1 protein-coding gene is annotated in these 25,893 nt (G+C 69.7%); it reads left to right on the forward strand.

Annotated features, from left to right (window positions below):
* The first annotated feature begins 1 nt into the window (after window position 1).
* A complete protein-coding gene (locus tag ASD37_RS24665) occupies window positions 2–25,786 on the forward strand; it encodes a non-ribosomal peptide synthetase (RefSeq protein ID WP_156721078.1) in 25,785 nt (8,594 codons plus the stop codon).
* Window positions 25,787–25,893 lie beyond the last annotated feature (107 nt).

Raw genomic sequence — 25,893 nt, forward strand, 5'->3', positions numbered from 1 at the left:
CATGACGACGACCGAGATCGACGACGGCCTGACCCCGAGCGACCGCTTGGACCTGTTGCGCGAGTGGAACAATCAGAGCTGGCCCGACACCACGACGACGGTGCCGGACGCCTTCGCCAGGCAGGTCGAGCTGACCCCCGACGCGCTGGCCGTCGTCGCGGGCGACGTGCGGCTGACCTATCGCGAGCTGGCCGACCGCTCGTACCAGTTGGCGAATCATCTTCGTGCCATGGGTGTTTCGCACGAACAGATGGTGGCCATCGCGTTGCCGCGCTCGGTCGAGATGGTGGTGGCCGCGATGGCCATCCTGGCCGCGGGCGGCGCCTTCGTTCCCGTCGACCCGCAGTGGCCTGCGGAGCGCAGGCGGCAGGTCCTCGCCGACACCAGGACCACCGCGGTCGTCGTGGCGCCGGGAACGGCCATGCCGGAAGACCCCGAGTCGGTCGAAATGGCCCTTGAGGCTTGGGCGTTCGGCGACCAACCTACCGCCGCACCGTTGACCGTCATCGACGGCAGTCAGTTGGCCTACGTCATCTTCACCTCCGGGTCGACCGGCAAGCCCAAGGGCGCGATGATCCGCCACGAGGCGATCGCCGAGAGGCTGACCTGGCAGGTCCAAGACGTCCTCGGCTTCGGGCCGGGGGACGCGTCGCTGTTCAAGGCGCCGCTGTCGTTCGACATCTCCGTCAACGAAATCCTGCTGCCACTGGTCTCCGGTGGGTACGTCGTGGTGGCCGAGCCCGGCGGCGAGCGCGACCCGCAGTACCTGCTCGACCTGATTTCGAATGAGAAGGTCACCTTCGTCTACCTGGTGTCGTCGATGCTCGACGTGCTCCTCGACCTCTCTCGGGGAACCAGCCTGCTGTCCGGGCTGAAGCACGTCTGGTGCGGCGGAGAGGTCCTGACGCCGGCGCTGTTCGACCGGTTCCGGACCCAGCTGAGTACCACGCTCTACCACGGGTACGGTCCCGCCGAGGCGACGATCGGTGTCTCGCATGTCATCTACCGCGACAGCGCCGAGCGCATCGAGACCTCCATCGGCAGGCCGAATCCGCACACCCAGCTCTACGTCCTCGACGACGATCTCCAGCCGGTACCGGTCGGCGTCGGCGGCGAACTCTACGCCGCCGGATTCCTGTTGGGGCGGGGCTACATTCACGCGCCAGGGCTGACCGGGTCGCGCTTCGTCGCCAACCCCTTCGACGACGACGGCTCGCGGATGTATCGCACCGGCGACTTGGCGCGCTGGACCGCCGAAGGCGTTCTCGAATTCCTCGGCAGGGCCGACAACCAGGTCAAGATACGCGGCATGCGGGTCGAGCTCGAGGAGATCGAGGTCATTCTGGCGTCGCATCCGGAGGTCCGCCATGCGGCGGTCATCATGCGCCAAACGCCCTCCGGCGGAGCACAGTTGACCGGATACGTGGTGTCCAACACCTCGGTCGACGCCCACGACATGCTCGCCTGGTGTGCATCGAAGCTGCCGGAGCACATGGTGCCCGCCGCCGTGGTGGTGCTCGACGAGTTCCCGGTCACCGCGAACGGCAAGCTGGACCGACGCGCACTACCTGCGCCGCCGACGGCCGCCCCGAGCATGGGGCCCGCGCCCACCGACCCACGCGCACGCGCGATCGCCGACATCTTTGCCGAACTCCTCGGCGTCGACGGCGTTGGCGCCGATGCCGACTTCTTCGCCCTGGGCGGCGACAGCATCGTCGCCATGGGCCTGATCAGCCGGGCCCGCAAGATCGGCCTTAGGCTGCGGCCGCGCGACATCTTCGCCATGCGCACCCCGGCCGCATTGGCGACCGCGGCACCGGACTTGGGTGCATCCGCGCCCGAGGCGATTGCGGTCGACCCCGTCGGCGACGTCGCGGCGACGCCGATCCTCGCGTGGCTCGACGAGGTCGGAAACGGCTCGACCGGCATGGACGGCTTCCTCCAGTCCGTCACACTGCACACCCCGGCGGGACTGACGACGGCGTCGCTGACGGCCATGGTCGACGCCTTGCTCGCGTGCCACGACGTCCTGCGCGCCAGAACCAGCACCGTCGACGCCGGCGGGCTGACGATTCCCGCCGTCGGCACGGTGACGGCGGCCGACGTGCTGACGAGAGTCGCGCTCGACGGCGACGCCGACGCGGTGACCGCCGAGCAGCGTTCGCTTGCAGTGCAACGCCTCGACCCGCGCAACGGACGAATGGTCGACGTCGTGTGGCTCGACGCCGGCGCCGACCTCCCCGGTCGCCTCATCCTGATGGTCCACCACGTCGTCGTCGACGGCGTCTCGCTGCGGCTGCTGAGTGACGATCTGGCCTCCGCATGGTCGGACGTTCGGGCCGGGCAACCGATCTCACTCGCCTCCGCGGACACGCCGCTTCGGCAATGGGCCGACGAGCTCCGTGCCGCCACGACGGGCGGCACCTTCGCCGGCGACGAGGACTACTGGCGTCAGGTCGCCGGCGCCGCAGTCGAGCCGACGATCGGCAGCAGGCCGCTCGACCCGGCGGTCGACGTGGTCGCGACCGAGGACAAACTGGTGGTCCGCGTCGGTGCGGACGTCACGGGCCGCCTGCTTGGCCCGGTCCCGAACGCGATTCGCGGGGGCGTCAACGACGTCTTGGTCACCGCGCTGTCATTGGCCCTCGCCGAATGGCGCGGGTGTGAGTCGTCCTCGCTGCTGCTCGAGCTGGAGGGACACGGCCGCGAGGCCGAACACCTCGGCGCTGCTGGTGACCACCTCGACCTGTCTAGGACACTCGGCTGGTTCACCACCCTGTTCCCCGTCAGGGTCGACCCCGGTGCGACACCGTGGGACCGGCTGATGCCCGGTGGCCGGGAACTGGGCGCCGCCGTCAAGACGGTCAAGGAGCAACTGCGTGCGGTGCCGCGCAACGGACTCAGTTACGGCGCGCTGCGGTACCTTTCGGGCGATGCCCGGCCCGACCTTGCGGTCCAGCCGCAGGTCCTGTTCAACTACCTTGGCAGGTTCAGCGGCGCAGGTGACGAACCGTGGACGCTCGCCGAGGACGCGGTCGCCGAGGACCGCGATCCCCGGATGCCGCTGCCCCGGGCCGTCGAGGTCAACGCCATCACCGTGGAGAGCGACGACGGCGCGTACCTGGAAGCCACCTTCAGTTGGCCGGCCGGCGTGCTGGATCGGCAACGAATGGAGGCACTTTCGAGCCTGTGGGTCGACGCCCTCACCGCCATCGCCTCCAGCGACGCCGTCAGCGGCCCGACCCCGTCGGACTTCCCGCTCGTCGCGATCACGCAGTCAGACGTCGAGGCGTTCCAGGGCGGCCTCGGCGACCTGGTCGACGTCTTGGCGCCGTCGCCGCTGCAATCGGGCATCTACTTCCACTCCACCTACGCCGACGTCGACCCCTACGTCGTCCAGCAGATCGTCGAGTTGGCCGGTCCGGTCGACGCCGAGCGCCTGCGCGCAGCCGCGAATCTGATCGTGGAAAGGCACCGTCACCTCGGCGCCTCCTTCCAGCCTGCCGCCGACGGCAGCATCGTCTCGGTGATCGGGTCGACACCCGAAATGCCCTGGCTCTACCTCGATCTCACCGGTGTCGAGGCCGGCGCCGCCACGAGCCGGGTCGACGAGGTGGCCGCCGAACAGCGTGACCGGCCGTTCGACTTGGCCGTGCCACCGCTGATGCGTTACGCGTTGATCCGTCTGACGTCGCACCGGCACGTGCTGATTCAGACCGTCCACCACATCGTCGCCGACGGCTGGTCGGTGCCCGTCGTGCTGCGTGAGCTCGCCGCACTGCACGACGACCCGGCAACCCCGCTGCCCGCGGCGCCCCGATACGGCGACTACCTGAACTGGGTCGCCGCCGCCCCCGTCGACGAGGCGCTCGAGGCCTGGCGCACCGAGTTGGACTCGGTCGAGGAGCCGACCCGACTGGCAGATGCACTGCCGCCCAGCACGTCCGGATCCTCTGGCTTCGGCAAGGTCGGCGCTCGGGTACCGGCCGACGTGGCCGACGGAATCGTGGAGTGGGCGGGCAGCCACGGCGTCACCGTCAGCGCCGTCATCGGCGCGGCCTGGGGCATCGCCGTGGGTCGGCTCAGCGGGCGCACCGACGTGGTCTTCGGCTCGACCGTGTCGGGTCGAGGCGTCGACGTCGCAGGCATCGACGACATGGTCGGCCTGCTGATCAACACCGTCCCCGCCAGAACACACTGGTCGAGCAACGATTCCGTCGAGACCGTCGTCCGCCGGTTCGCCGACGCACAGACGGCGCTGTTCGAGTACCACCACGTCGCACTCGCGGACATCCAGCACGCCATCGGCGTGCCCGAGCTGTTCGACACCCTGATCGTCATCGAGAACTACCCGGCCGCCGACGACCCCACGGCGACGATCCGCGTCGAATCCGTCGACGTGGTCGAGGCGCCGCACTACCCCGTCACCCTGATGGTGAAGCCGTCGGATCCGTTCACCATCGCACTGACCCACGACCGGGCAAGAGTCGACGCCGCGACGGCGGAACGCGTGCTCGCGTTCTACCAACGAATCCTCACCACGATCGTCGACTCCGCTGACACCGCGTGCAGCGACGTCGAACTGCTCACCCCGGCCGAGGTCGACGCAGAGGTGGCCACGGGAACCGGCGCGCCGGCGTGGCACGGCACCGTCCTCGACCTGTTCGCCGAGCAGGTTCGCCGCGCCCCCGACGCCGTCGCGCTCACCGACGGTGCCGGACGACTGACCTACCGCGAACTCGACGAGGAGGCCACCCGGTTGGCGGGAGCCCTCGCCGAAGCCGGAGTGGGCTCTGGCGACGTGGTCGCCGTCGCCACCGGGCGCACCAACGACCTGGCGATCGCCCTGCTGGCGGTCATGCGTTCCGGCGCCGCATATCTGCCCGTCGACCCGCAGTATCCGGAAGCGCGCATCACCTACATGCTCTCCGACGCCCGGCCGCGGGTGGTCATCACCGACGGCCGTCCGCTGCCGTCGCACCAACTGCCCACCCTGCCGGTCGACGCACGCCCCACCGCGCGAGCCGCGGGAGGCGTCGAGGTCGGCCCGGACGACGCGGCCTCGATCGTCTACACCTCCGGCAGCACCGGACAGCCCAAGGGAACCATCGGAACCCATGGCGCCCTGGCCAACCGGCTGAAGTGGGCCGCAGAGGCGTGGTCGCACGAGCACGACGACGTGCGGGTCGCCAAGAGCTCGACGAGCTTCATCGACGGCACCACCGAACTCCTCGGAGCGCTCGTCGCGGGCGCCAGCACCGTGATCGCCGACGAGGACACGGCACGTGACGCCGCCGCCCTCGCCGACCTCGTCGAAAAGGTCGGAGCCACACAACTTCTCGTCGTTCCCAGCCTCGCCGCCGCGATGGTCGAGTCGGCCCCGACGGGCCTCGGCCACGTCCGGCGTTGGATCTGCAGCGGCGAGGCGCTCGACGACGCCACCGTCGCCGCGCTGCGCCGGGTGTCCCCGGACGCCCAAATCGTGAACTCGTACGGGTCGTCCGAGGTCGCGGGCGACGTGCTTGCCGGACCGGTGCCCGACGACGGCCGGACGACCCTTGGCCGACCGGTTCCCGGCGTCCGCATCCTGCTGCTAGGCCCCGACCTGGAGCCGGTTGCGCCCGGCGCCATCGGCGAAATCTACGTCGGCGGAGTCCAACTCGCCCGCGGCTACCACGGCCAGGGCGGCACCACCGCCGCCCGATTCGTCGCCGACCCGTTCGGCGAGGACGGGGCACGGCTCTACCGCACGGGCGACCTCGCGCGGTGGACCAGCGCCGGCGACGTCGAGTTCAACGGTCGCAGTGACGACCAGGTCAAGATCAACGGATTCCGCGTCGAACTCGGTGAGGTGGAAGCGGCACTCGCCGACCTGCCCGGCGTCGCCGACGCCGTCGTCACCGTCCACCAGGGGGCCCACGGGTCGGCACGTCTGGACTCGTACGTGGTGCCCCGTGACGCCGCGCCGGTCGACCAGGCGACTATCCGCGCCGCCCTCGCCAAGCGGTTGCCCGCGCACCTCGTGCCCGCAACGGTCACCCAGCTGACGGCCATCCCGTTGCTGCCCAACGGAAAGCGCGACCGCACGTCGCTTCCCGAACCCGTGCTGTCGGTCTCCAAGGTCTCGCCGCGGACTGAGCGTGAGTCGTCGATCTGCAGCGTCTTCCAAGACGTGCTGGACATCTCCGACGCGATCGGGATCGACGACGACTTCTTCGCCCTCGGCGGTGACAGCCTGCTCGCCCTGCGGGTGGTCAACCGTCTCGCGGGCTCCGGCGTGACGATCCAGACCAAGGAGCTGTTCCAGCTCCGCACCCCCCGAGCGCTGGAAGACGTCCTCGCCACCCGCGTCACCGAGGCGTCACCCGAGCGCTTGGCCGTGACGGCCGAGCCCGCCGCCTGGCACGGCCTCGCCGACGACGAACTCGCCCGCCTCGTCGACGGGTGCCCCGTCGAGGTGCAGGACGTGTGGCCACTGTCGCCGCTGCAGCAGGGTGTCTACTACCAGTCCACCTACACCGACGACGTCAACACCTATCTGGCCCAGAACGTCTTCGACTTCGACCGCACGCTCGACGTCGACGCGATGCGTACCGCGTTCGGTGCGCTGCTGTCGCGGCACGACAATCTGCGGGCAGGCTTCACCAGTGAGGATCTGGTGCGGCCCGTGCAGTACATCGGCCGCTTCGTCCCCGCCGACGTCACGCTCGTCGACCTGTCGGACCTGACGCCGGAAGCCGCGGACGAGCGGCTCGCCGAGGTCATGCGCGCCGACGCCGAGAACCCCTTCGACCTGCGGATGCCACCGCTGGTCCGGTTGACGGTGATCCGGCTGCCGGGGCGCGGGGACCGGCTGCTCCTCACCTGTCACTTCCTGCTGTGGGACGGCTGGTCGCGTGAGCTCGTGCTGCGAGAGTTGTTCACGCTGTACGACTCCCGCGGGATCCGTGGCGCCCTGCCCGCCGCCAAGAGCACCTACGTCGACTATTTGCGCTGGGTGGACGCCCAGGATCAGGCCGAGTCCGTCCAAGCCTGGTCCGACGCCCTGGCCGGACTGCCGGAGGCGACGCTGGTGGCGCCGGATGCCGTCGGCCGCGAACCCGCACTGCCCCAACGTGTCTACGGCGAGCTGTCCCGCGAGGTGACCGCCCGCCTCGAGCAGCACACCAGAACCAGTTCCACCACCGCCAACACGGTCCTGACCGCCGCCCTCGGCATGGTGCTCGGCTACGAGACCGGAAGCACCGACGTCGTGTTCGGCACGACCGTCGCGGGCCGGCCACCAGAGCTGCCCGGTGTCGAGAACGTCATCGGCCAGTTCCTCAACACCGTCCCGGTACGCGTGGAGACGACACCGAATACGACTGTCGCCGAACTACTTCGACGCGTCGAGGACTTCCGCCTCGACCTCATGGCACACGAATACGTCGGGCTCGGCGACATCACCCGCAGTGCCGGGCACCAGCCCCTGTTCGACGCGCTCTACGTCCTGCAGAACTTCCTCGACGACGACACGTTCACCGAGTTCGAGCGCCAGCACGGCATCGTCGGCGTCGACTTCGTCGACACCACGCACTATCCGCTGACGTGGGTGCTGACCCCGGGGGAGCGGCTGACGATCAAGCTGGAGTTCCGGCCCGACGTCGTCGACCCGGAGGCCGCAGCGGCGATGGTCGAGCGCCTCGTCCGCGCCGTCGACGCGCTTCTGACCCAACCCGATGCCGCGCTCGGCGACCTCGACCTGGCGCTGCCCGCCGAGCGCGACGCGCTGGCCCGGCAGTGGCGCGCGACCGAACACGACATCGGTGACGACACCATCGCCGACCTGCTGGCCGACCGGGCCCGCAGCTGCCCCGACGAGACCGCGCTGGTCTTCGGTGACACCCGGCTGACCTACGCCGAGCTGGACGGGCGAATCAACCAGCTCGCCCGCCGCCTGCTCGAGGGCGGCGCCGGTCCCGAGCGCGTCGTCGCACTGGCACTTCCCCGCTCGGTGGACATGGTGGTGGCGCTGTTCGCGGTGCTGCGCACCGGTGCCGCCTATATGCCGCTGGAACGGGATTACCCCGTGGCTCGGCTCACCGGCATGCTCGACGACGCCCGTCCGGTGCTGCTCGTCTGCCACGCCTCGAGCGCCGAGGTGGCCGATCACCAGGACCAGCTCGGTGGCGCCGTGCTGCGGCTCGACGACCCGGGCGTCCGCGACGCGCTGGCCCACACGCCGGGCGACGCCCTCACCGACGCCGAGCTCGGTGACTTCGCGAGAAGTGCTGGGCCACAACGCCTGGAGCACCCGGCCTACGTGATCTTCACCTCCGGGTCCACGGGACGTCCCAAGGGTGTCGTCACGCCCTACCGTGGCCTGACCAACATGCAGCTCAACCACCGCGTCGAGATCTTCGAACCCGCGATCGCCAAGGCCGGTGGCCGACGACTGCGGGTGGCGCACACGGTCTCGTTCTCCTTCGACATGTCGTGGGAGGAACTGCTGTGGCTCGTCGAAGGCCACGAAGTGCACATCTGCGACGAGGAACTGCGAAGGGACGCCACCGCGTTGGTGGCGTACTGCCACCAGCACCGCGTCGACGTCGTCAACGTGACACCCAGCTACGCACACCACCTGTTCGAGCAGGGGCTACTGGAGGACGGCGGCCATGCGCCGACGCTCGTGCTGCTCGGCGGTGAGGCCGTGTCGGACGACGTGTGGCGTCGCCTCCGCGACCTTCCGAACGGCACCGGCTACAACCTCTACGGCCCCACCGAGTACACCATCAACACCCTCGGCGCCGGAACCGACGACAGTGCGACCCCCACTGTCGGACAACCGATTTGGAACACCCGCGCCTACGTCCTCGATTCGTGGCTGCGTCCCGTCGGCGACGGTGTCGTCGGCGAGCTGTACATCGCTGGCGCCGGGCTGGCGCGCGGCTACCTCGACCGGCCCGCCCTGACTGCGGACCGCTTCGTGGCCGACCCCTTCTCCGAGGGCGGCAGGATGTACCGCACGGGCGATCTGGTGGCCCGGCGGTCCGACGCCGGTGGCACGCTGGACTTCCTCGGGCGCAGCGACGACCAGGTGAAGATCCGCGGCTACCGAGTGGAACTCGGCGAGGTTGCCGCGGCGCTCTCCGCGCTGCCGGAGGTGCGCCAGGCCGTCGCCATCGCACGCCCAGGCCCGTCGGCGTCGGTGAAGCAGCTGGTTTGCTACGTGGTCCAAGAGGATCCCAGGCAGGATCAGGAGGCGTTCGCCGCCGAGCTGCGAGCGGCCGTGTCGCAGACCCTGCCCGACTACATGGTGCCCGCGCTGTACGGATTCGTCGACGCGATCCCCCTGACGGTCAACGGAAAGCTCGACGTCCGCGCCCTTCCCGATCCCGTCGTCCCTGCGTCCGGCCCGTCGCGGAACCCGCGAGATGACCGAGAAGCGTTGTTGGCCAGCATCTTCGCCGACGTACTCGGTCTCCCGCAGGTCGGCATCGACGACGACTTCTTCACCCTCGGCGGGGACAGCATCTCCTCGATCGCGGTGTCGGGCAAGGCCCGCAAGGCGGGTCTGCACCTCACCCCGCGCGACGTCTTCCGCCGCAGGACCGTCGCGGCGCTGGCCGCTGTCACGGACGGCTCCACGACGCCGACGGCACCCGCCGAGCGCGACAGCGGCATCGGCACGATCGCCGCGACGCCGATGCTCGCCGAGACCGCCGACGCGCAGACACCATTGGCCAACTTCTACCAGTCGACGGTGTTGGCCACCCCCGCCGGAATCACCGGCAGCCAAATGGAACTCGTCATCCAGGCCATGCTCGACACCCACGACATGCTGCGTGCGCGCCTCGACGTGGGCGGCGACGGCTGGACGCTTACGGTGCCGCCCGAGCCGGTGTCGGCCGGTTCGGTGCTGACCGTCCGGGATGGCGCTCTCACCGCATCCGACGTCGAGGCAGCCACCAACGCCGCTGCCGCCGAACTCGACCCAGAGAACGGCCGGATGGTCCGCGCGGTCTGGTACGACGCGTCGGAGGGCAGCGGCGAGCTTCTGCTGGTCGTGCACCACCTCGTCGTCGACGGCGTCTCGTGGCGCATCGTCACCGAGGATCTGACGGCCGCGTGGGCGGACGTGACCGCGGGAAGGCCCGTTTCTCTCGACGACGTTCCGACGTCGTTCCGGACTTGGTCGGGTGCCATTGCCGCGACGCGTTTCGACGGCGAGGCGCCGTATTGGAACGACGTGTTGGCGACGGCCGACCCGGACCTCGGCCACCGACCCCTCGACCCGGCCGTCGACACGGCGGAAACCGTCCTCAGTCAAAGCTTCTCGCTACCGGGTGACGTCAGCTCGGCACTGCTGTCGTCGGTCCCCGCCGCGGTCTATGGTGGCGTCAACGACGTGCTGCTCAGCGCGCTCGCGCTGGCACTGGCACGGTGGCGGGCCGACCGTGGGCACCGCGAGAGCACCGCGGCGGTCGTGAACCTCGAGGGCCACGGCAGGGAACCGGAGCTCGTGGCCGGGCACCTCGACCTGTCCCGCACGATCGGCTGGTTCACGGCGATCTACCCGGTGCGCCTCGATCCGGGGGCCGTCGAGTGGGACGACGTCCTTGCGGCCGGTAAGGCACTGGCGGCGGCGGTGAAGGCGGTGAAGGAGCAGCTGCGCTCCACGCCGAGCCGCGGACTTGGCTACGGCGTGCTGCGCCACCTCGACTCCGCCCGACCCGTCGCCGGGGCCGCACCCCAAATCCTCTTCAACTACCTCGGGCGCTTCGCCGGGGGCAGCGGCAAGGCGTGGGAGCCGGTTGCGGAGTTCGGTGGTCTGCGGGAGGGCGTCGACCCCACCAATCCGGCTGTGGCACTGGAGATCAACGCCATCGCCGAGGACGGACCCGGTGGCACGCGCCTGACCTTCACGTTGTCCTGGCCCGGCGGACTGCTGGATGCCGTCGACGTCGACGAACTCGCCGCGCTGTGGTCGGCCGCGCTGACGGCGCTGACCCGATGCGACGCCCTGGCCGGGCACACCTCGTCGGACTTCCCGCTCGTCGACGTCGCCCAAGAGGACCTGGACGGCTGGCAGGCGACCGGACCCGTGGAGGACGTGCTGCCGCTGCTGCCGTTGCAGGAGGGCATGTACTTCCACGGAGCCCTCGGCGCGGGGGACGACGACTACACCGACACCTACCGCGTGCAGCAGATCGCCGAGCTCTCGGGACCGGTCGACCCAGAGGCGTTGCGCGCCAGCCTGAGCGCCGTCATGGCGCGACACCAGGCGCTGCGGGCCGGGTTCCACGAGCTGCGGGACGGTCGGATCGCGCAGGTCATCTGGGCCGACGTACCGGTCGCCCTCGAGGTCGTCGACGCGACGACCGCGGACGACCGCGCCGCGCTTGAGCGTCTCGACGACGTTGCCCGCGAACAACTGTCACGACCGTTCGACCTCGCGGCACCGCCATTGGTTCGGTACGCACTGGTGTCGTTGACCGCCCAGGACCACCGGCTGGTTCAGACCATGCACCACATCGTCGCCGACGGGTGGTCCTACCCGGTGCTGTTCGGCGACGTCGTCGCGCACTACAACGCGGCGTTCGGAGTCGGCACGGGCCTGGCCCCGCTGGTCGGAACGCTGCGCGACCACGTCGAGGCCGTTCGCGGCGGCGACCAGGACGCCGCCCGGCAGGCGTGGAAGACGGCGCTGATCGGGGTCGAGGCGACACACCTCTTCGAGACGCCGAAAACCGTTGGCGAACACAGCAGCTCGGTTCGTCGACTCTCGGCCGAGCTCACGACCGAACTGACCAGGACGGCACGGGAACGCGGCGTCACGCTCAGCACCGTGTTGCACGGCGCGTGGGGACTGCTCCTCGGGCGACTTCTCGACCGCAGGCGCGTGGTGTTCGGGTCGACGGTGTCGGGTCGCGGCGGCGAGCTCGCCGGAACCGACTCGATCGTCGGACTCCTGATCAACACCCTCCCGGTGCCGATGGCCTGGGACAACGACACGTCGATCGCGGCGGTCATGGTGGACCTGCAGGATCAGCAGAGTACCGTCCTCGACGCCCAGCATCTGGGCCTTGCCGAACTGGCCCGGCTCGCCGGAGTTCGGGAGTTCTTCGACACCATGGTCGTCGTCGAGAACTTCCCGACGGTGGCCAGCGAGCCGTCGAATGACGCTCGAGCACTGCACTTCCAGGGCTTTACCGGCACCGACTCACCGCACTACCCGGTGTCGTTCGTCGCGTATTTGGACGACCGGCTCACGGTGGAGATCAAGTACGACACCGGTGCGGTCACCGCGGCCCAGGCCGACAGGTTCGCCGAACGCGTCGAGCGCATCCTTGCGGCGTTCACCAAACACCCGGACACCCCCGTCGGCGACGTCGACCTGCGGACTGACGCCGAACGCGATCTGGTCTCGGGGACGACGTCCCGGCAAGGCCCCGACCGCACGCTCGTCGACGCCTTCGGCGCTGCCGTCGCCGCGCACGCACACCGCACCGCGGTCAGTTGCGGGGCGGACCGCATCACTTACGCCCAGCTGGACGAAAGGGCCTCGGCGGTCGCCGCGACGCTGACCGCGCTCGGCGTTCGACCGGAGTCCAGGGTCGCCGTCGCGCTGCCACGGTCACTCGATCTGATCGTCGCGCTGCTCGCCGTCATCAAGGCGGGCGGCACCTACGTCCCGTTGGACGTCGACTCACCGGAGGCGCGGCTTCGGCACATCGTCTCCGACTCGGCACCGGTGTGCATCCTGGTCGACCGGGCCGACCGGTTGCCCGACGGAGTCTCGACCGAATCCACCCCACTGGTGCTCGTCGACGACGCCGCGCACCAGCGAGCGGGCACGGCGCAGGTACCGGCGCTGGCCGCCGACCACGCGGCGTACGTCATCTACACCTCCGGCTCGACCGGCGTCCCCAAGGGCGTGACGGTCACCCACCGCAACGTTGCGGCGCTGTTCGACGGCACCGCAGCACTTTTCGACTTCGGTCCCGACGACGTCTGGACGATGTTCCACTCCGCGGCGTTCGACTTCTCGGTGTGGGAACTGTGGGGTCCGCTGCTGCACGGTGGCCAACTCGTCGTCGTCGAGCAGGCCGTTGCCCGCGACCCCGACCGGTTCCTGGAACTGCTGGCCTCCGAACGGGTGACGGTGCTGAACCAGACCCCGTCGGCGTTCTACCCGCTGATCGAGGCCGACCGGCAGGGTGGCCGGACGTCGTCACTCGGGTCGGTGCGCTACGTCGTCTACGGCGGGGAGGCGTTGGACGCCACCCGACTCGCCGCCTGGTACGAGCGGCACGACGCGGATTCGCCGCGGCTGGTCAACATGTACGGCATCACCGAGACCTGCGTGCACGTGTCACACCGTCCGCTCGAGGTCTCCGACTCGGCAGGCGCCACTGGCAGCGTCATCGGTGACGCCATCCCGGGCCTGCGAATCCACCTGCTGGACCAATCGCTGCAGCCCGTGCCCACCGGAGTCGTCGGCGAGATCTACGTCGCGGGCGGGCAGATCGCGCGCGGATACGTCGGCAAACCCGGCCTCACCGCGACGCGCTTCGTGGCCAACCCGTTCGACGGCGCCGGCGAGCGGCTCTACCGCAGTGGTGACACCGCGATGTGGACCGAGGACGGTGAGCTCGTCTACGTCGGGCGCTCCGACCAACAGGTCAAGGTGCGCGGCTACCGGATCGAGCTCGGCGAGGTCGAGTCGGCGCTCGCGGCCCTCGAGGACGTGGCGAACGCCGCGGCAGCGGTCCGTCAGGACGAGACGGGCCGCACCCGGCTGGTCGGATACGTGGTCGGCCGCACCCCGGTCGACGTCGCCGAGGTGCGTGCGCAACTGGCCACCCGGCTGCCCGACTACATGGTGCCGTCCGCGCTGGTGGTCTTGGATTCCCTGCCCTTGACGGTCAACGGCAAGCTGGACCGTGCCGCGCTGCCGGCACCCACCGAGGCGCCCGCCGCACCCGCGCGTCCCGTCGCCGACGCCCAGACACCTGGGAACACGGCGGAGCTGTTGGCGGCGCTGTGCTCTGAGATCCTCGGAGCCACAGTGGGGGTCGACGACGACTTCTTCACGATGGGCGGCGACAGCATCGTCGCCATCCAGCTGGTGAACCGGGCCCGCCGACAAGGCGTCCGGATCACCCCGCAGCAGGTGTTCGTCAACCGCACGCCAGCAGCGCTCGCCGCGGCCGCCGAGGCCGTGGCGCCACAGCAGGCTGCCATCGACGACACCGACGCCGGACCCGACCTCGGCGAGGTCATGTTGACGCCCATCGTGCAGCGGCTCGCGGAGCTCGGTGGCGGCGTGGACCGACTCAACCAAGCCGAGCTGCTCCTCGCACCGGCCGGAGCGACGGTCGAGCAGCTCGACGCGGCCGTCAACGCCGTCGTCGTGCGCCACGACGCGCTCGGACTGCGACTGCACCGGCCTGCGCCCATGCTGTGGTCGCTGGAAACGGCTGCTGCGCCCCGTGTCTCGATCCGCCGGATCGACGCCTCCGCGTTCACCGACGACGAACTCGTCGATGCGATCGGCGTGCAGTCCGACGCGGCGGCCGACCGCCTCGACCCCGGAACCGGGGCACTGGTTGACGCCGTGTGGTTCGACCTCGGCCCCGATCGACAGGGTCGCCTGCTGCTGACGGTGCATCACCTTGCGGTGGACGGCGTCTCCTGGCGCATCATGATCGACGACCTGGGGGAGGCCTTCGACCAGGTGCGGGCGGGCACGCGCCCCGCGTTGCCCGCGGTGCCGACCTCGATCCGGTCCTACGCCAGGACCGTCAACGAAAGCGCACAGCAGGCAGCGCGATTGGCGGAGTTCGAACACTGGACCTCGACGCTCGCGCCAGGCGGCGAACTCGACGACCGGGCCAACACGGTCGGTCTGACGGTGGGCTCGACCCGCGACCACGAGATGCGGCTGACGGCCGCGGAGACGGTGCCGCTGCTGACGTCGGTCCCCGCGATGGCCAACGCCGACGTCACCGAGACGCTGGTGGCCGCCCTGTCGGTCGCCGTACGGCGCTGGCGTGGCGCCAAGGGCGGAAGCTCCGATGCACCACTGGTGTTGGACCTGGAACGCCACGGTCGCGACGGGTGGGACGCCGATCTGGACCTGTCCCGCACCGTCGGCTGGTTCACCGCGATCGCACCGGTTCGGTTGCCAGTCAACACGTCCGACGACCACGTCGCCGTCCTCAAGGAGACCAAGGAGCGACTGCGCGCGGTCGCCGACGGCGGCCTGGGATTCGGCCAGCTGCGCTACTGCAACCCCCGCACGGCGGCGGCCCTCGGCCGGCTGCCGGCACCGCAGTTGCTGTTCAACTATCTCGGCCGTTGGGCGGCCGACGGCACGGGGGATTGGGACTCGGCACCGGAGGTGGCCGCGCTTCGCGGTGGCCCCGACCCCGACCTCGGCACCCCCTACCTGCTGGAGATCAACGCCATCTGCGACGAGACCGTCGACGGCCCGGTACTGCGTGCAACGCTCACCTACGCCGACGGGGAGCTGGGCGAGGACTCCGTCGTCGACCTTGCCGAGCACTGGTCGGCGGTGCTGCGTGAGCTCGGTCAGCTCGGGGGCGGCCCCTCTGCGCCCTCCCTCACGCCGTCGGACCTGACGTTCGTCGAGCTGTCCCAGGCCGACGTCGACCGCGTCACCGCCTCGACGACGCTTGCCGTCGAAGACATCTGGCCGCTCTCGCCGTTGCAGGAGGGGGTGTACTTCCAAGCCAGTTACGCCAAGGCCGCGGTGTACATCGTGCAGAACGTCTTCGAGTTCGCCGAGCCCGTCGACCTCGACGCACTGCGCACCGCGTACTCGGCGGTGATGCGGCGCAACCCGGTGCTTCGCTCGTCCTTCCTCGCCGACGGCCTGCCGCATCCGGTCGCCGCGATCGCGAAGGACCCAGTGTGCGAGCCCGAATTGGTCGACCTGACCGACGTGGCGCCCGCCGACCTCGACGCACGCCTGGCCGAGATGACCGCCGCCGACCGGCTACGCACCTTCGACCTGACCTCGCCCCCGCTGGCCAGGATGACGGTCGCCCGCACCGCCGAACGCGACCGCCTGATCTTCAGCTATCACTTCCTGCTCTTGGACGGTTGGTCCCGTGAGCAGCTGCTGCGTGAACTGTTCGCCGAGTACGGGGCCGCGAAGACGGGTGTGTCGGCCCGGCTCCCCGAGCCGACCGCCCACTTCACCGACTACCTGCGCTGGCTCTCTTGCCAGGACCGCGACGCCTCGGCGCGGCAGTGGGCCACGGCGTTGTCCGGCCTCGCCGCACCGACGCTTCTGGTGCCCGCCGCAGTGGGCACCGAGCCCACGCTGGCGCTCCGCCTCGACTTCACGTTGAGCGAGCAACAGAGCACGATGCTGGTGCAGGCGGCCCGCGAGGCGGGCGTCACCCTCAACGCCCTCATCAGCACCGCGTTGGCGATGGTGCTCGCGTACGAAACGGGCGGCGACGACGTCGTTTTCGGCTCCACCGTCGCCGGACGTCCCACCGACCTCGAGGGCATCGAAGACGTCATCGGTCTCTTCCTCAACACCGTCCCGACGCGGGTGCGGCTCGATCCGAGCCGTTCGGTCGCCGAGACGATGCGGGCCGTGCAGTCCGACCGACTGGCCCTGATGGACCACGAGTACCTCGGCCTCGGCGATATCCACCGTGCACTCGGTTCCGGCGGCGGGGCACTGTTCGACAGCCTCTACGTCCTGCAGAACTTCCTGGACGACGACACCTTCACCGACATGGAGTCTGAGTACGGCATCGTCGGACACGATTCGATCGACGCGTCGCACTACCCGTTGACCTGGGTGGCCTCTCCCGGACGCGAACTGTGGGTGAAGCTCGAGTACCGACCGGACGTGGTGGACCGGGCCGACGCCCAGCGTCTGCTGGACCGCCTGCGCCAGGCGATGCTCCAGATCGCCGACGGTGCAACGACTCTGGCGGCAGTTCCGATGCTGCTTCCCGACGAGACCGCCGCGCTGGTGGCGCACGACTATTCGACCCGCCACAACCTTCCCGCCGCCACCGTGATGGACCTGCTCGCCGAGCGCTGCGCGCAGTCGCCACGGGCCACGGCGTTGGTGTGCGCGGGCGAGAGCGTCGACTACGCAGTGTTGGACGAACATGTCAACCGCCTGGCATGGTTGCTACGGCACCGCGGAATCGGTCCGGAACAGACTGTTGCCCTGGCAATTCCACGCTCGATCGACGCCGTGATCGCACTCTTCGCGGTGCTGCGGGCCGGCGCCGCCTACCTGCCGCTCGAGCTGGACTACCCGGACGAGCGACTGGCGATCATGCTCGCCGACGCGGGACCGGTGTGCCTGCTCACGACGACGGCCGTGGCGTCCCGCATCGCGGCGGCGACCCCGCCCAACTGCCCCGTCGTCGTCCTCGACGACGACGGCGTGCGAGCCGAATTGGCCGCAGAGACAACGCAGTGGGACGGATTCGCGCCGTCGCTGGACAACCCGGCCTACGTCATCTACACCTCGGGGTCGACCGGCAAGCCCAAGGGTGTCGTCACCCCGCATCGCGGCCTGACCAACATGCACCTCAACCACCGCGAGGCCATCTTCGCGCCCGCCATCGCCAAGGCGGGCGGGCGAGGGCTGCGGATCGCCCACACGGTGTCGTTCTCCTTCGACATGTCGTGGGAAGAGCTGCTGTGGCTCGTCGAAGGACACGAGGTCCACATCTGCGATGAGGACTTGCGCAGGGACGCAACCGCATTGGTGGCCTACTGCCATCAGCACGACGTGGACGTCGTCAACGTGACGCCCACCTACGCCCAGCTGCTGTTCGACCAGGGGCTTCTCGACAAGGAAGGTCATCCGCCGGTCCTAGTGCTGCTGGGAGGTGAGGCCGTGTCGGCGGCGGTCTGGGACCGGCTGCGCGACAGCGACACCAGCTACGGCTACAACCTCTACGGTCCAACCGAGTACACCATCAACACCCTCGGCGGAGGAACCGATGACAGCGCGACGTCCACTGTTGGAACGCCGATCTGGAACACCAGGGCCCACATTCTCGACCCGTGGTTGCGTCCCGTTCCCGACGGCGTCGCGGGCGAGCTCTACATCGCCGGAGCGGGTCTCGCCCGCGGCTACCTCCGTCAGCCGGGGTTGAGCGCTGGCCGGTTCGTGGCCAACCCGTTCGAGCCCGACGGGCGGATGTACCGGACCGGAGACCTGGTGGTCCGCCGACGCGCCGCCGACGACCGGGCCGGAAACCTTGACTTCCTTGGCCGCACCGACGACCAGGTCAAGATTCGTGGTTATCGCGTGGAAGTCGGCGACGTGCAAAGTGCGATCGCCGCACATCCACGCGTGACGCAGGCGGCGGTCGTCGCCCGTCCCGATCCGAAGACCTCCGGGTCGCATCAGCTGGTCGCCTACGTGGTGCCCAAGGGCGGCCTGGCGCTCTCCGACGACGAAGCCTCGTCACTGATCGGCGAGTTGCGCAGCCACCTCAAGGCCGCACTGCCCGGGTACATGGTGCCATCGGCGATCGCGGTACTCGAGCGACTTCCGTTGACCGACAACGGAAAGCTCGACGTTCGAGCCCTGCCGCACGTCGACCCCAGCACCCAGCGAGCCCCCAGCCGGGCGCCGCAATCCGCGACCGAGGAGACGCTTTGCCGGATCTTCGGTGAGGTGTTGGAACTCGACGAAGTCGGGGTGGACGACGACTTCTTCGACCTCGGCGGCCATTCGCTGCTCAGCATCCGTCTGATCGGTGGGGTTCGGGCCGGGCTCGGCGTCGAGATGTCGATCCGCGACGTCTTCGACGCGCCGACCGTCGCCGCGCTCGCCGACCTCCTTGACTCGAAGCCGGCCGCGCAGGCGCCTCGGCCGGCACTGGTGGCGTCGCAGCGCCCCGAGGTCTTGCCGACCTCGTCCGCGCAGGAACGTCTGCTGATCCTCGACCGGCTCGGCGAGACCGGCCTGGCGTACAACTATCCGTTGGTGTTCCGGGTCCGCGGACCGCTCGACGTCGACGCGCTCCGCGCCGCCCTCGGCGACGTCGTCGACCGCCACGAGTCGCTGCGGACGGTGTTCGGCGATTCGGACGGCGTCCCGTTCCAGCAGGTTCTGCCCGGCGGAACCCCCGTGCCGGTGCAGGTCCTCGACCGCGCCGAGGACGACGTCCAGGCGCAGATCGCCGCCTCGACGGCGCACGCCTTCGACCTGGCATCTGAGATTCCCTTGCGGGTCGACGTCATTCGGGCCGGAGCCGACGACCACACGGTCGTCGTGCTGCTGCACCACATCGCGACCGACGAGTGGTCCGACGCCCCGTTCGTCACCGACCTGAACCGCGCCTACGAGGCGCGGATCGCCGGTGCCGACCCGGACCTGCCCGGCCTGCCCGTGCAGTACGCCGACTACGCGCTCTGGCAGCGCGACCTGCTGACGGCCATCGGCGACGAGCAGCTGACGTACTGGCGCGAGGCGTTGGCCGGCGCGCCCGACGAGCTCACCTTGCCGACCGACCGCCCGAGGCCGACGAGGCCCAGTGGCGTCGGCGGCACCGTCAACCTCGACATCTCACCGGAAGTGGCTGCGGCACTGCGTAACCTGGCCGCCGAACGCCAGGTCAGCGTCTTGATGGTGCTGCATGCGGCGGTCGCGACGCTTCTGCACCGGTTGGGTGCCGGCGACGACATCGTCGTCGGGACTCCGGTTGCGGGCCGTGGCGACGCCGCGCTCGACGACGTGATCGGCTTCTTCGTCAACACCGTGGTGCTGCGGGTCGACGTCGCGGGCAACCCGTCGTTCGGCGACCTGCTGACCCGGGTCCGGACGACGGACCTGGCGGCATTCGCCCACCAGGAGCTGCCCTTCGAGCGGCTCGTCGAAGACCTCAACCCGCCCCGTGTCGCGGGCCGAAACCCGTTGTTCGGCGTCTTCATCGGATACCACCGCCGCGCCGGTGCGGATGCGGACATGTTCGGGCTTCCCACGCAGTGGTGTGACCCCGACTCGTCGGCGGCGATGTTCGATTTGGGCTTCACCCTCGTCGACGAGGGCGGTGACGGCGGCGCCACCATCATGGCCGAGTACGGCGCCGACCTCTTCGACGAATCGACCGTGCGAACGCTGGCCTCTCGGCTGGTGGGGATGCTCTGCGAGGTCGTGGTCGACGCCGAACGTCCGATCGGAGCCGTCGAGGTGCTCGCCGCAGGCGAGTTCGACGATCTGGTGACCGACCGGAACCGCACGACCCGCGATCTTCCGGCAACGGGATTGGGCGCGTTGGTGTCTCGGCAGGCTGCGCGCACACCGACGTCGACGGCCGTGGTCTTCGACGGACGCGAGCTGACCTACGCCGAGCTCGACGGGTGGTCGGACCGGCTGGCCGCCAACCTCGTCGAGGACGGTGCCCAACCGGGTTCGATCGTCGGGGTGTCGCTGCCCCGGTCGGTGGAGCTGATCGTCGCCCTGGTGGCCGTCGCGAAGTCGGGTGCGGCGTTCCTGCCGCTCGACCCCGACTATCCAGCGGATCGGTTGGCGTACATGACCTCCGACGCCGCGCCGGCCGTGGTGCTGGACGACCCCTACACGGTGGTATGTGCCAGCGGTGACACGGCGGTGACGCCGCCCGCCGACGTCGACCCACGTCAGCTGGCGTACGTCCTGTACACGTCCGGTTCGACGGGCCGACCCAAGGGTGTCGCGGTGCCACACGCGGGCATCGTCAACCGCATCGCGTGGTTGCAGGACGCCTACCCGCTGGGGTCCGAGGACCGGATGCTGGTGAAGACTCCGATCAGCTTCGACACGTCGGTGTGGGAGGTGTTCTGGCCCTTGAGCGTCGGCGCCACCCTGGTCGTCGCCCAGCCCGGTGGTCACCGCGACCCCGGCTATTTGGCGGAAACCATTGTCTCCCAACAGGTCACTGCGGTGGACTTCGTGCCGTCGATGCTCGAACTGTTCCTCGAGGAACCCCGGGCCGCCCTCTGCACGTCGCTGACCAGGGTCACCGTCGGCGGCGAGGCGTTGTCGGCCGACGTGGCGGCTCGGTTCGCCGACGTCGTCGACGTGCCACTGCACAACCTCTACGGACCCACCGAGGCATCGGTCGACGTCCTCGGCTGGACCGCCGACGGCGGACCGGTCGCCCTTGGTGTGCCGGGCTGGAACGTCCGCGCCTACGTGCTGGACCCCTACCTCAACCCCGTTCCGGTGGGCGCTCCCGGCGAGCTGTATCTGGCCGGGGTGCAACTGGCCGACGGGTATCTGCACCGGCACGGGCTCACTGCGCAGAGCTTCGTGGCCAATCCCTTCGAGGACGGCACCAGGATGTACCGAACCGGTGACGCCGTGCGCTGGCGTCGCGACGGGGCGCTGGAATACCTGGGCAGAACAGACGACCAGATCAAACTGCGTGGGGTCAGGATCGAACCCGGCGAGATCGAAACCGTTCTGGGTGCCCACCCGGCGGTGTCCTCGGCACGCGTCGTGGTTCGCGGTGACCTGCTGGTCGCGTACTACCTGCCCGCGGACGGCGCGGCGACGCCGGACACCGATGCGCTGCGCAAGCACGCGCTCGAATCCCTTCCGATTCACATGGTGCCGTCGGCCTTCGTCGAGCTCGCGGCCTATCCGCTGACGCCCAGCGGCAAGCTGGACCGCAAGGCACTGCCGGAGCCGAACGTAGCCTCAGGACCCAGTCGGCCGCCGGAAACCGTTGCACAGCAGCGACTCTGTGAACTGTTCGGCGACGTCCTCGGCGTGCCGGTCGACAGCGTGGATGCGGACTTCTTCAGCCTCGGCGGGCATTCGCTGCTGAGCATCCGGTTGGTCAACCGAGTGCGCGCGGCGCTCGGCGTCGAGCTGTCGATTCGCGACGTCTTCGACGCCCCAACGGTCGCCGCACTGGCTGCCCGCGTGGAGTCCGGCCCGACGTCACCGTCGTCCCGACCGGAGCTCGTCGCGTCCGCCCGACCCGAATGGCTTCCGGTCTCACCGGCGCAGGAGCGCCTGCTGATTCTGGACCGGCTCGGCGAGACCGGGGTGGCGTACAACTACCCGCTGGTCTTCGGCGTCCACGGGGCGCTGAACCTCGACGCACTTCGGGACGCCCTCGGCGACGTCGTCGACCGGCACGAATCCCTGCGCACGGTGTTCGTCGAGCACGACGGAGGGCTCTGCCAAAGGGTTCTGCCGCTCGGGACGCGCGTGTCGCTGGACGTCGTCGACTGCGACGACTCGCGATTGGCCGAGCAGGTCGCCGAGGCCACCGGGCACAGGTTCGACCTCGGTGTCGAGATTCCGTTGCGGGTCAGCGTATTCCGCACGGGTGTCGACGACGCCACGGTCGTGCTGCTGATGCACCACATTGCAACCGACGAGTGGTCGGACGCGCCGTTCATCGCCGACCTCAACCGCGCGTACGCCGCCAGGGTGTCCGGTGACGTAGCGGAGTTGCCCGCGTTGCCGGTGCAATACGCCGACTACGCGCTGTGGCAGCGGGAGCTGCTGGCTGAGACCGGTGCGGAGCAGCTGGAGTTCTGGCGCGCTGCGATGGCCGACGCGCCCGACGAGCTCACCCTGCCGGCCGACCGCTCCCGCCCGGCGCGGCCAAGCGGGTCGGGCGGCACGCTGCAGGTCGAGTTGCCCACCGACGTCGTCGTCGCGCTTCAGCAGCTGGCCGGCGAACGTCAAATGAGCATGCTGATGGTCCTGCACGCGGCGGTGGCGGCCCTCCTGCACCGCCTTGGCGCCGGCGACGACATCGTGGTGGGCACCCCCGTCGCGGGTCGCGACGAGGCCGCGCTCAGCGACCTGATCGGCTTCTTCGTCAACACCGTCGTCCTGCGCGCGGACGTGTCGGGCAATCCCACCTTCGACGAGCTGCTGGCCAGGGTCCGGACCGCGGACCTGGCGGCCTTCGCACATCAGGACATGCCCTTCGAGCGGCTGGTCGAGGATCTGAACCCACCGCGAGTCGCGGGCCGCAATCCACTCTTCAACGTCTTCATCGGCTATCACCGTGGCGACGGTGAGGACGCCGAGATGTTCGGTCTGCCCACCACGTGGCGCGAAACCACGGTCACCACTGCGATGTTCGATCTCGGATTCACCCTGATAGACGAGGGTGTCGATGGCCAGTCGACGGTGCTGGCCGAGTACGGCTCCGACCTGTTCGACGAGTCGTCGGTGCACACCCTCGCGCAGCGCCTGGTGAGCCTGCTCGGCAGGCTGGCGGCCGAGCCCGCGCGTGCCGTTGGTGCCGTCGAGCTGCTCCAGGAGGGTGAGCACGACGAGGTAATCGTCGGCCACAACGCCACCGACCACGACGTGTCCGCGGCGGACCTCGCCTCGACGGTCTCGCTGCAGGCCAGTCGGACACCGTCCGCAACGGCGGTGCGCCACGCCGGCGGTGAGTTGACCTACCTCGAGCTCGACGAGTGGTCAGACCGGTTGGCGGCGAAACTGATCGGCGACGGTGCCGGACCTGGCGCCGTGGTGGGGGTGTCCCTGCCGCGGTCGGCCGAACTGGTCGTCGCGCTCGTCGCGGTGGCGAAGACCGGGTCTGCCTTCCTCCCGCTCGATCCTGAGTATCCGGCGGATCGGTTGGCGTTCATGGTCGGCGACGCCGAACCGGCAGCGGTGCTGGACGACCCGGCAACGGTCCTGGCCGTGCGGGATGCGCCCGCGCCGGCCCACCTCCCCGACGTCGACCCGGCGTCGTGGGCGTACGTGCTCTACACCTCCGGCACGACGGGCCGCCCGAAGGGCGTCGCGGTGCCGCACGCGGGAATCGCGAACCGCATCGCGTGGCTGCAGGACGCATACCCACTGGGGTCCGAGGACCGGATGCTGGTGAAGACCCCGATCAGCTTCGACACCTCGGTTTGGGAAGTGTTCTGGCCGTTGAGTGTTGGTGCCACGTTGGTGCTGGCCCGCCCGGGCGGGCACCGCGAACCCAGGTACCTGGCCGACACGATCGTCGCCGAACGGGTCACGGCGGTGGACTTCGTGCCGTCGATGCTCGAACTGTTCCTCGAGGAGCCGCTGGCCGCGCGATGCACGTCCCTGACCCGGGTGACCGTCGGCGGCGAGGCGCTGTCGTCCGAACTGGCCAACCGGTTCGCCAGCACTTTCGACGTGCCGTTGCACAACCTCTACGGGCCCACCGAGGCGTCGGTGGACGTGCTGGGGTGGACTGCCGACGGTGGACCCGTGGCGTTGGGCGTGCCCGGCTGGAACGTGCGCACCTACGTGCTCGACCCCTACCTGAACCCGACCCCTCCCGGCGCACCGGGTGAGTTGTACTTGGCGGGTGTGCAATTGGCGGACGGCTACCTGCACCGTCACGACCTGACCGCATCCACGTTCGTCGCCAACCCCTTCGGGGACGGCGAGCGCATGTACCGGACCGGCGACGTGGCCCGGTGGCGGCGTGACGGCCAACTGGAGTACCTCGGCCGCACCGACGACCAGATCAAGTTGCGCGGGGTACGGATCGAACCCGGTGAGATCGAGACGGTGTTGGCCACTCATCCTGCCGTGTCGTCGGCGCGAGTCGTCGTGCGCGACAACCGGTTGGTTGCCTACTATCTGCCAACGGGGCAGGCCACTGGTTCGGATCTCGACGCGCTTCGCAAGCACGCGGCGTCGGCGCTGCCTGTGCACATGGTCCCGTCGGCGTTCGTCGAACTCGACGCCTTCCCGTTGACCCCCAGCGGCAAGCTCGACCGGAACTCGCTGCCGGCGCCGCTCATCGGCTCGGGAACGGGTCGCGCACCGGAAACACCGGAGCAGCAACGTCTCTGCAGCCTCTTCTCGGACGTTCTCGGCATCGAGGTCACCAGCGTCGACGACGACTTCTTCACCCTTGGCGGCCACTCGCTGCTGTTGGTCCGGCTGGCGGCGGCGATACGCAGTGCCTTCGACGTCGACCTGCCCGTGGCAGACCTCATGACGGCGTCGACGGTGGCGGAGATCGCCGAGAGGTTGACCGACGACGCAGCCGAGGCGAACGGGGGCCTGGCCCACGTCCTTCCGCTGCGCACCACCGGATCCGAGCCGCCGCTGTTCTGCATCCACCCCGCCAGCGGACTGAGCTGGCAGTACAGCGGGCTGAAACGGCATCTGCCGCAGGGGATTCCCCTGTACGGTCTGCAGTCGCCACTGTTCAGCGGTGGTCCACTGCCGGCGACCATCGAAGAGTTGGCAGCCGACTACGCTAACACCGTCGAAGCCATCGCGCCCACGGGCCCGATCCGTCTGCTGGGCTGGTCATTTGGTGGGGCCGTGGCGTTGGTCGCGGCGCAGGTGCTGGTCAACCGAGGTCGTGAGGTCACCTTCCTCGGCATGCTGGACTCCTATCCCGAGGTGGTCGACGGATCCGACGCCTTCGACCCCGCCGCGGTGCTCACCCGGGTGCTGCGGGAGATGGGCTTCCCGGTGGCGCCCGACGCCAAGATGACGGTCGACGAGGCGGTGGCCCTGATGCACGAGCAGGACGATGCGATCGCCATGCTCGACGACGGCCAGATTGCCCTCGCGATCGAAAGCTACGTCGCCGCAGAGCGATTCAGCATCGGTGCGAACTACGGCCGCTACGACGGGGACGTGTTCTTCGTGGACGCCATGCTGGAGATGGACCATCTCGGCGTCGCGTCCCACGCCTGGCGTGACCACGTCGGCGGCGAGCTGCGGGTGACGGCGTTGCAGTGCCGGCACTCCGACCTGTTGGATGCCGACACACTCGAGCAGTTGGGTCCGCGCATCGCCGCCGAACTCGCTCGCTAGCCGGCGACCAGACGCACTAACGCCGAGCGGTCCGCGAGCAGGCGTAAAACTGCGCGACACGCCGGGGTGGCGCGCACTTTTGCGTCTGCTCGCGCAGGGCTGGCGCG

It is taken from the genome of Mycobacterium sp. Root135 (assembly GCF_001426545.1).
Lineage (GTDB): Bacteria > Actinomycetota > Actinomycetes > Mycobacteriales > Mycobacteriaceae > Mycobacterium.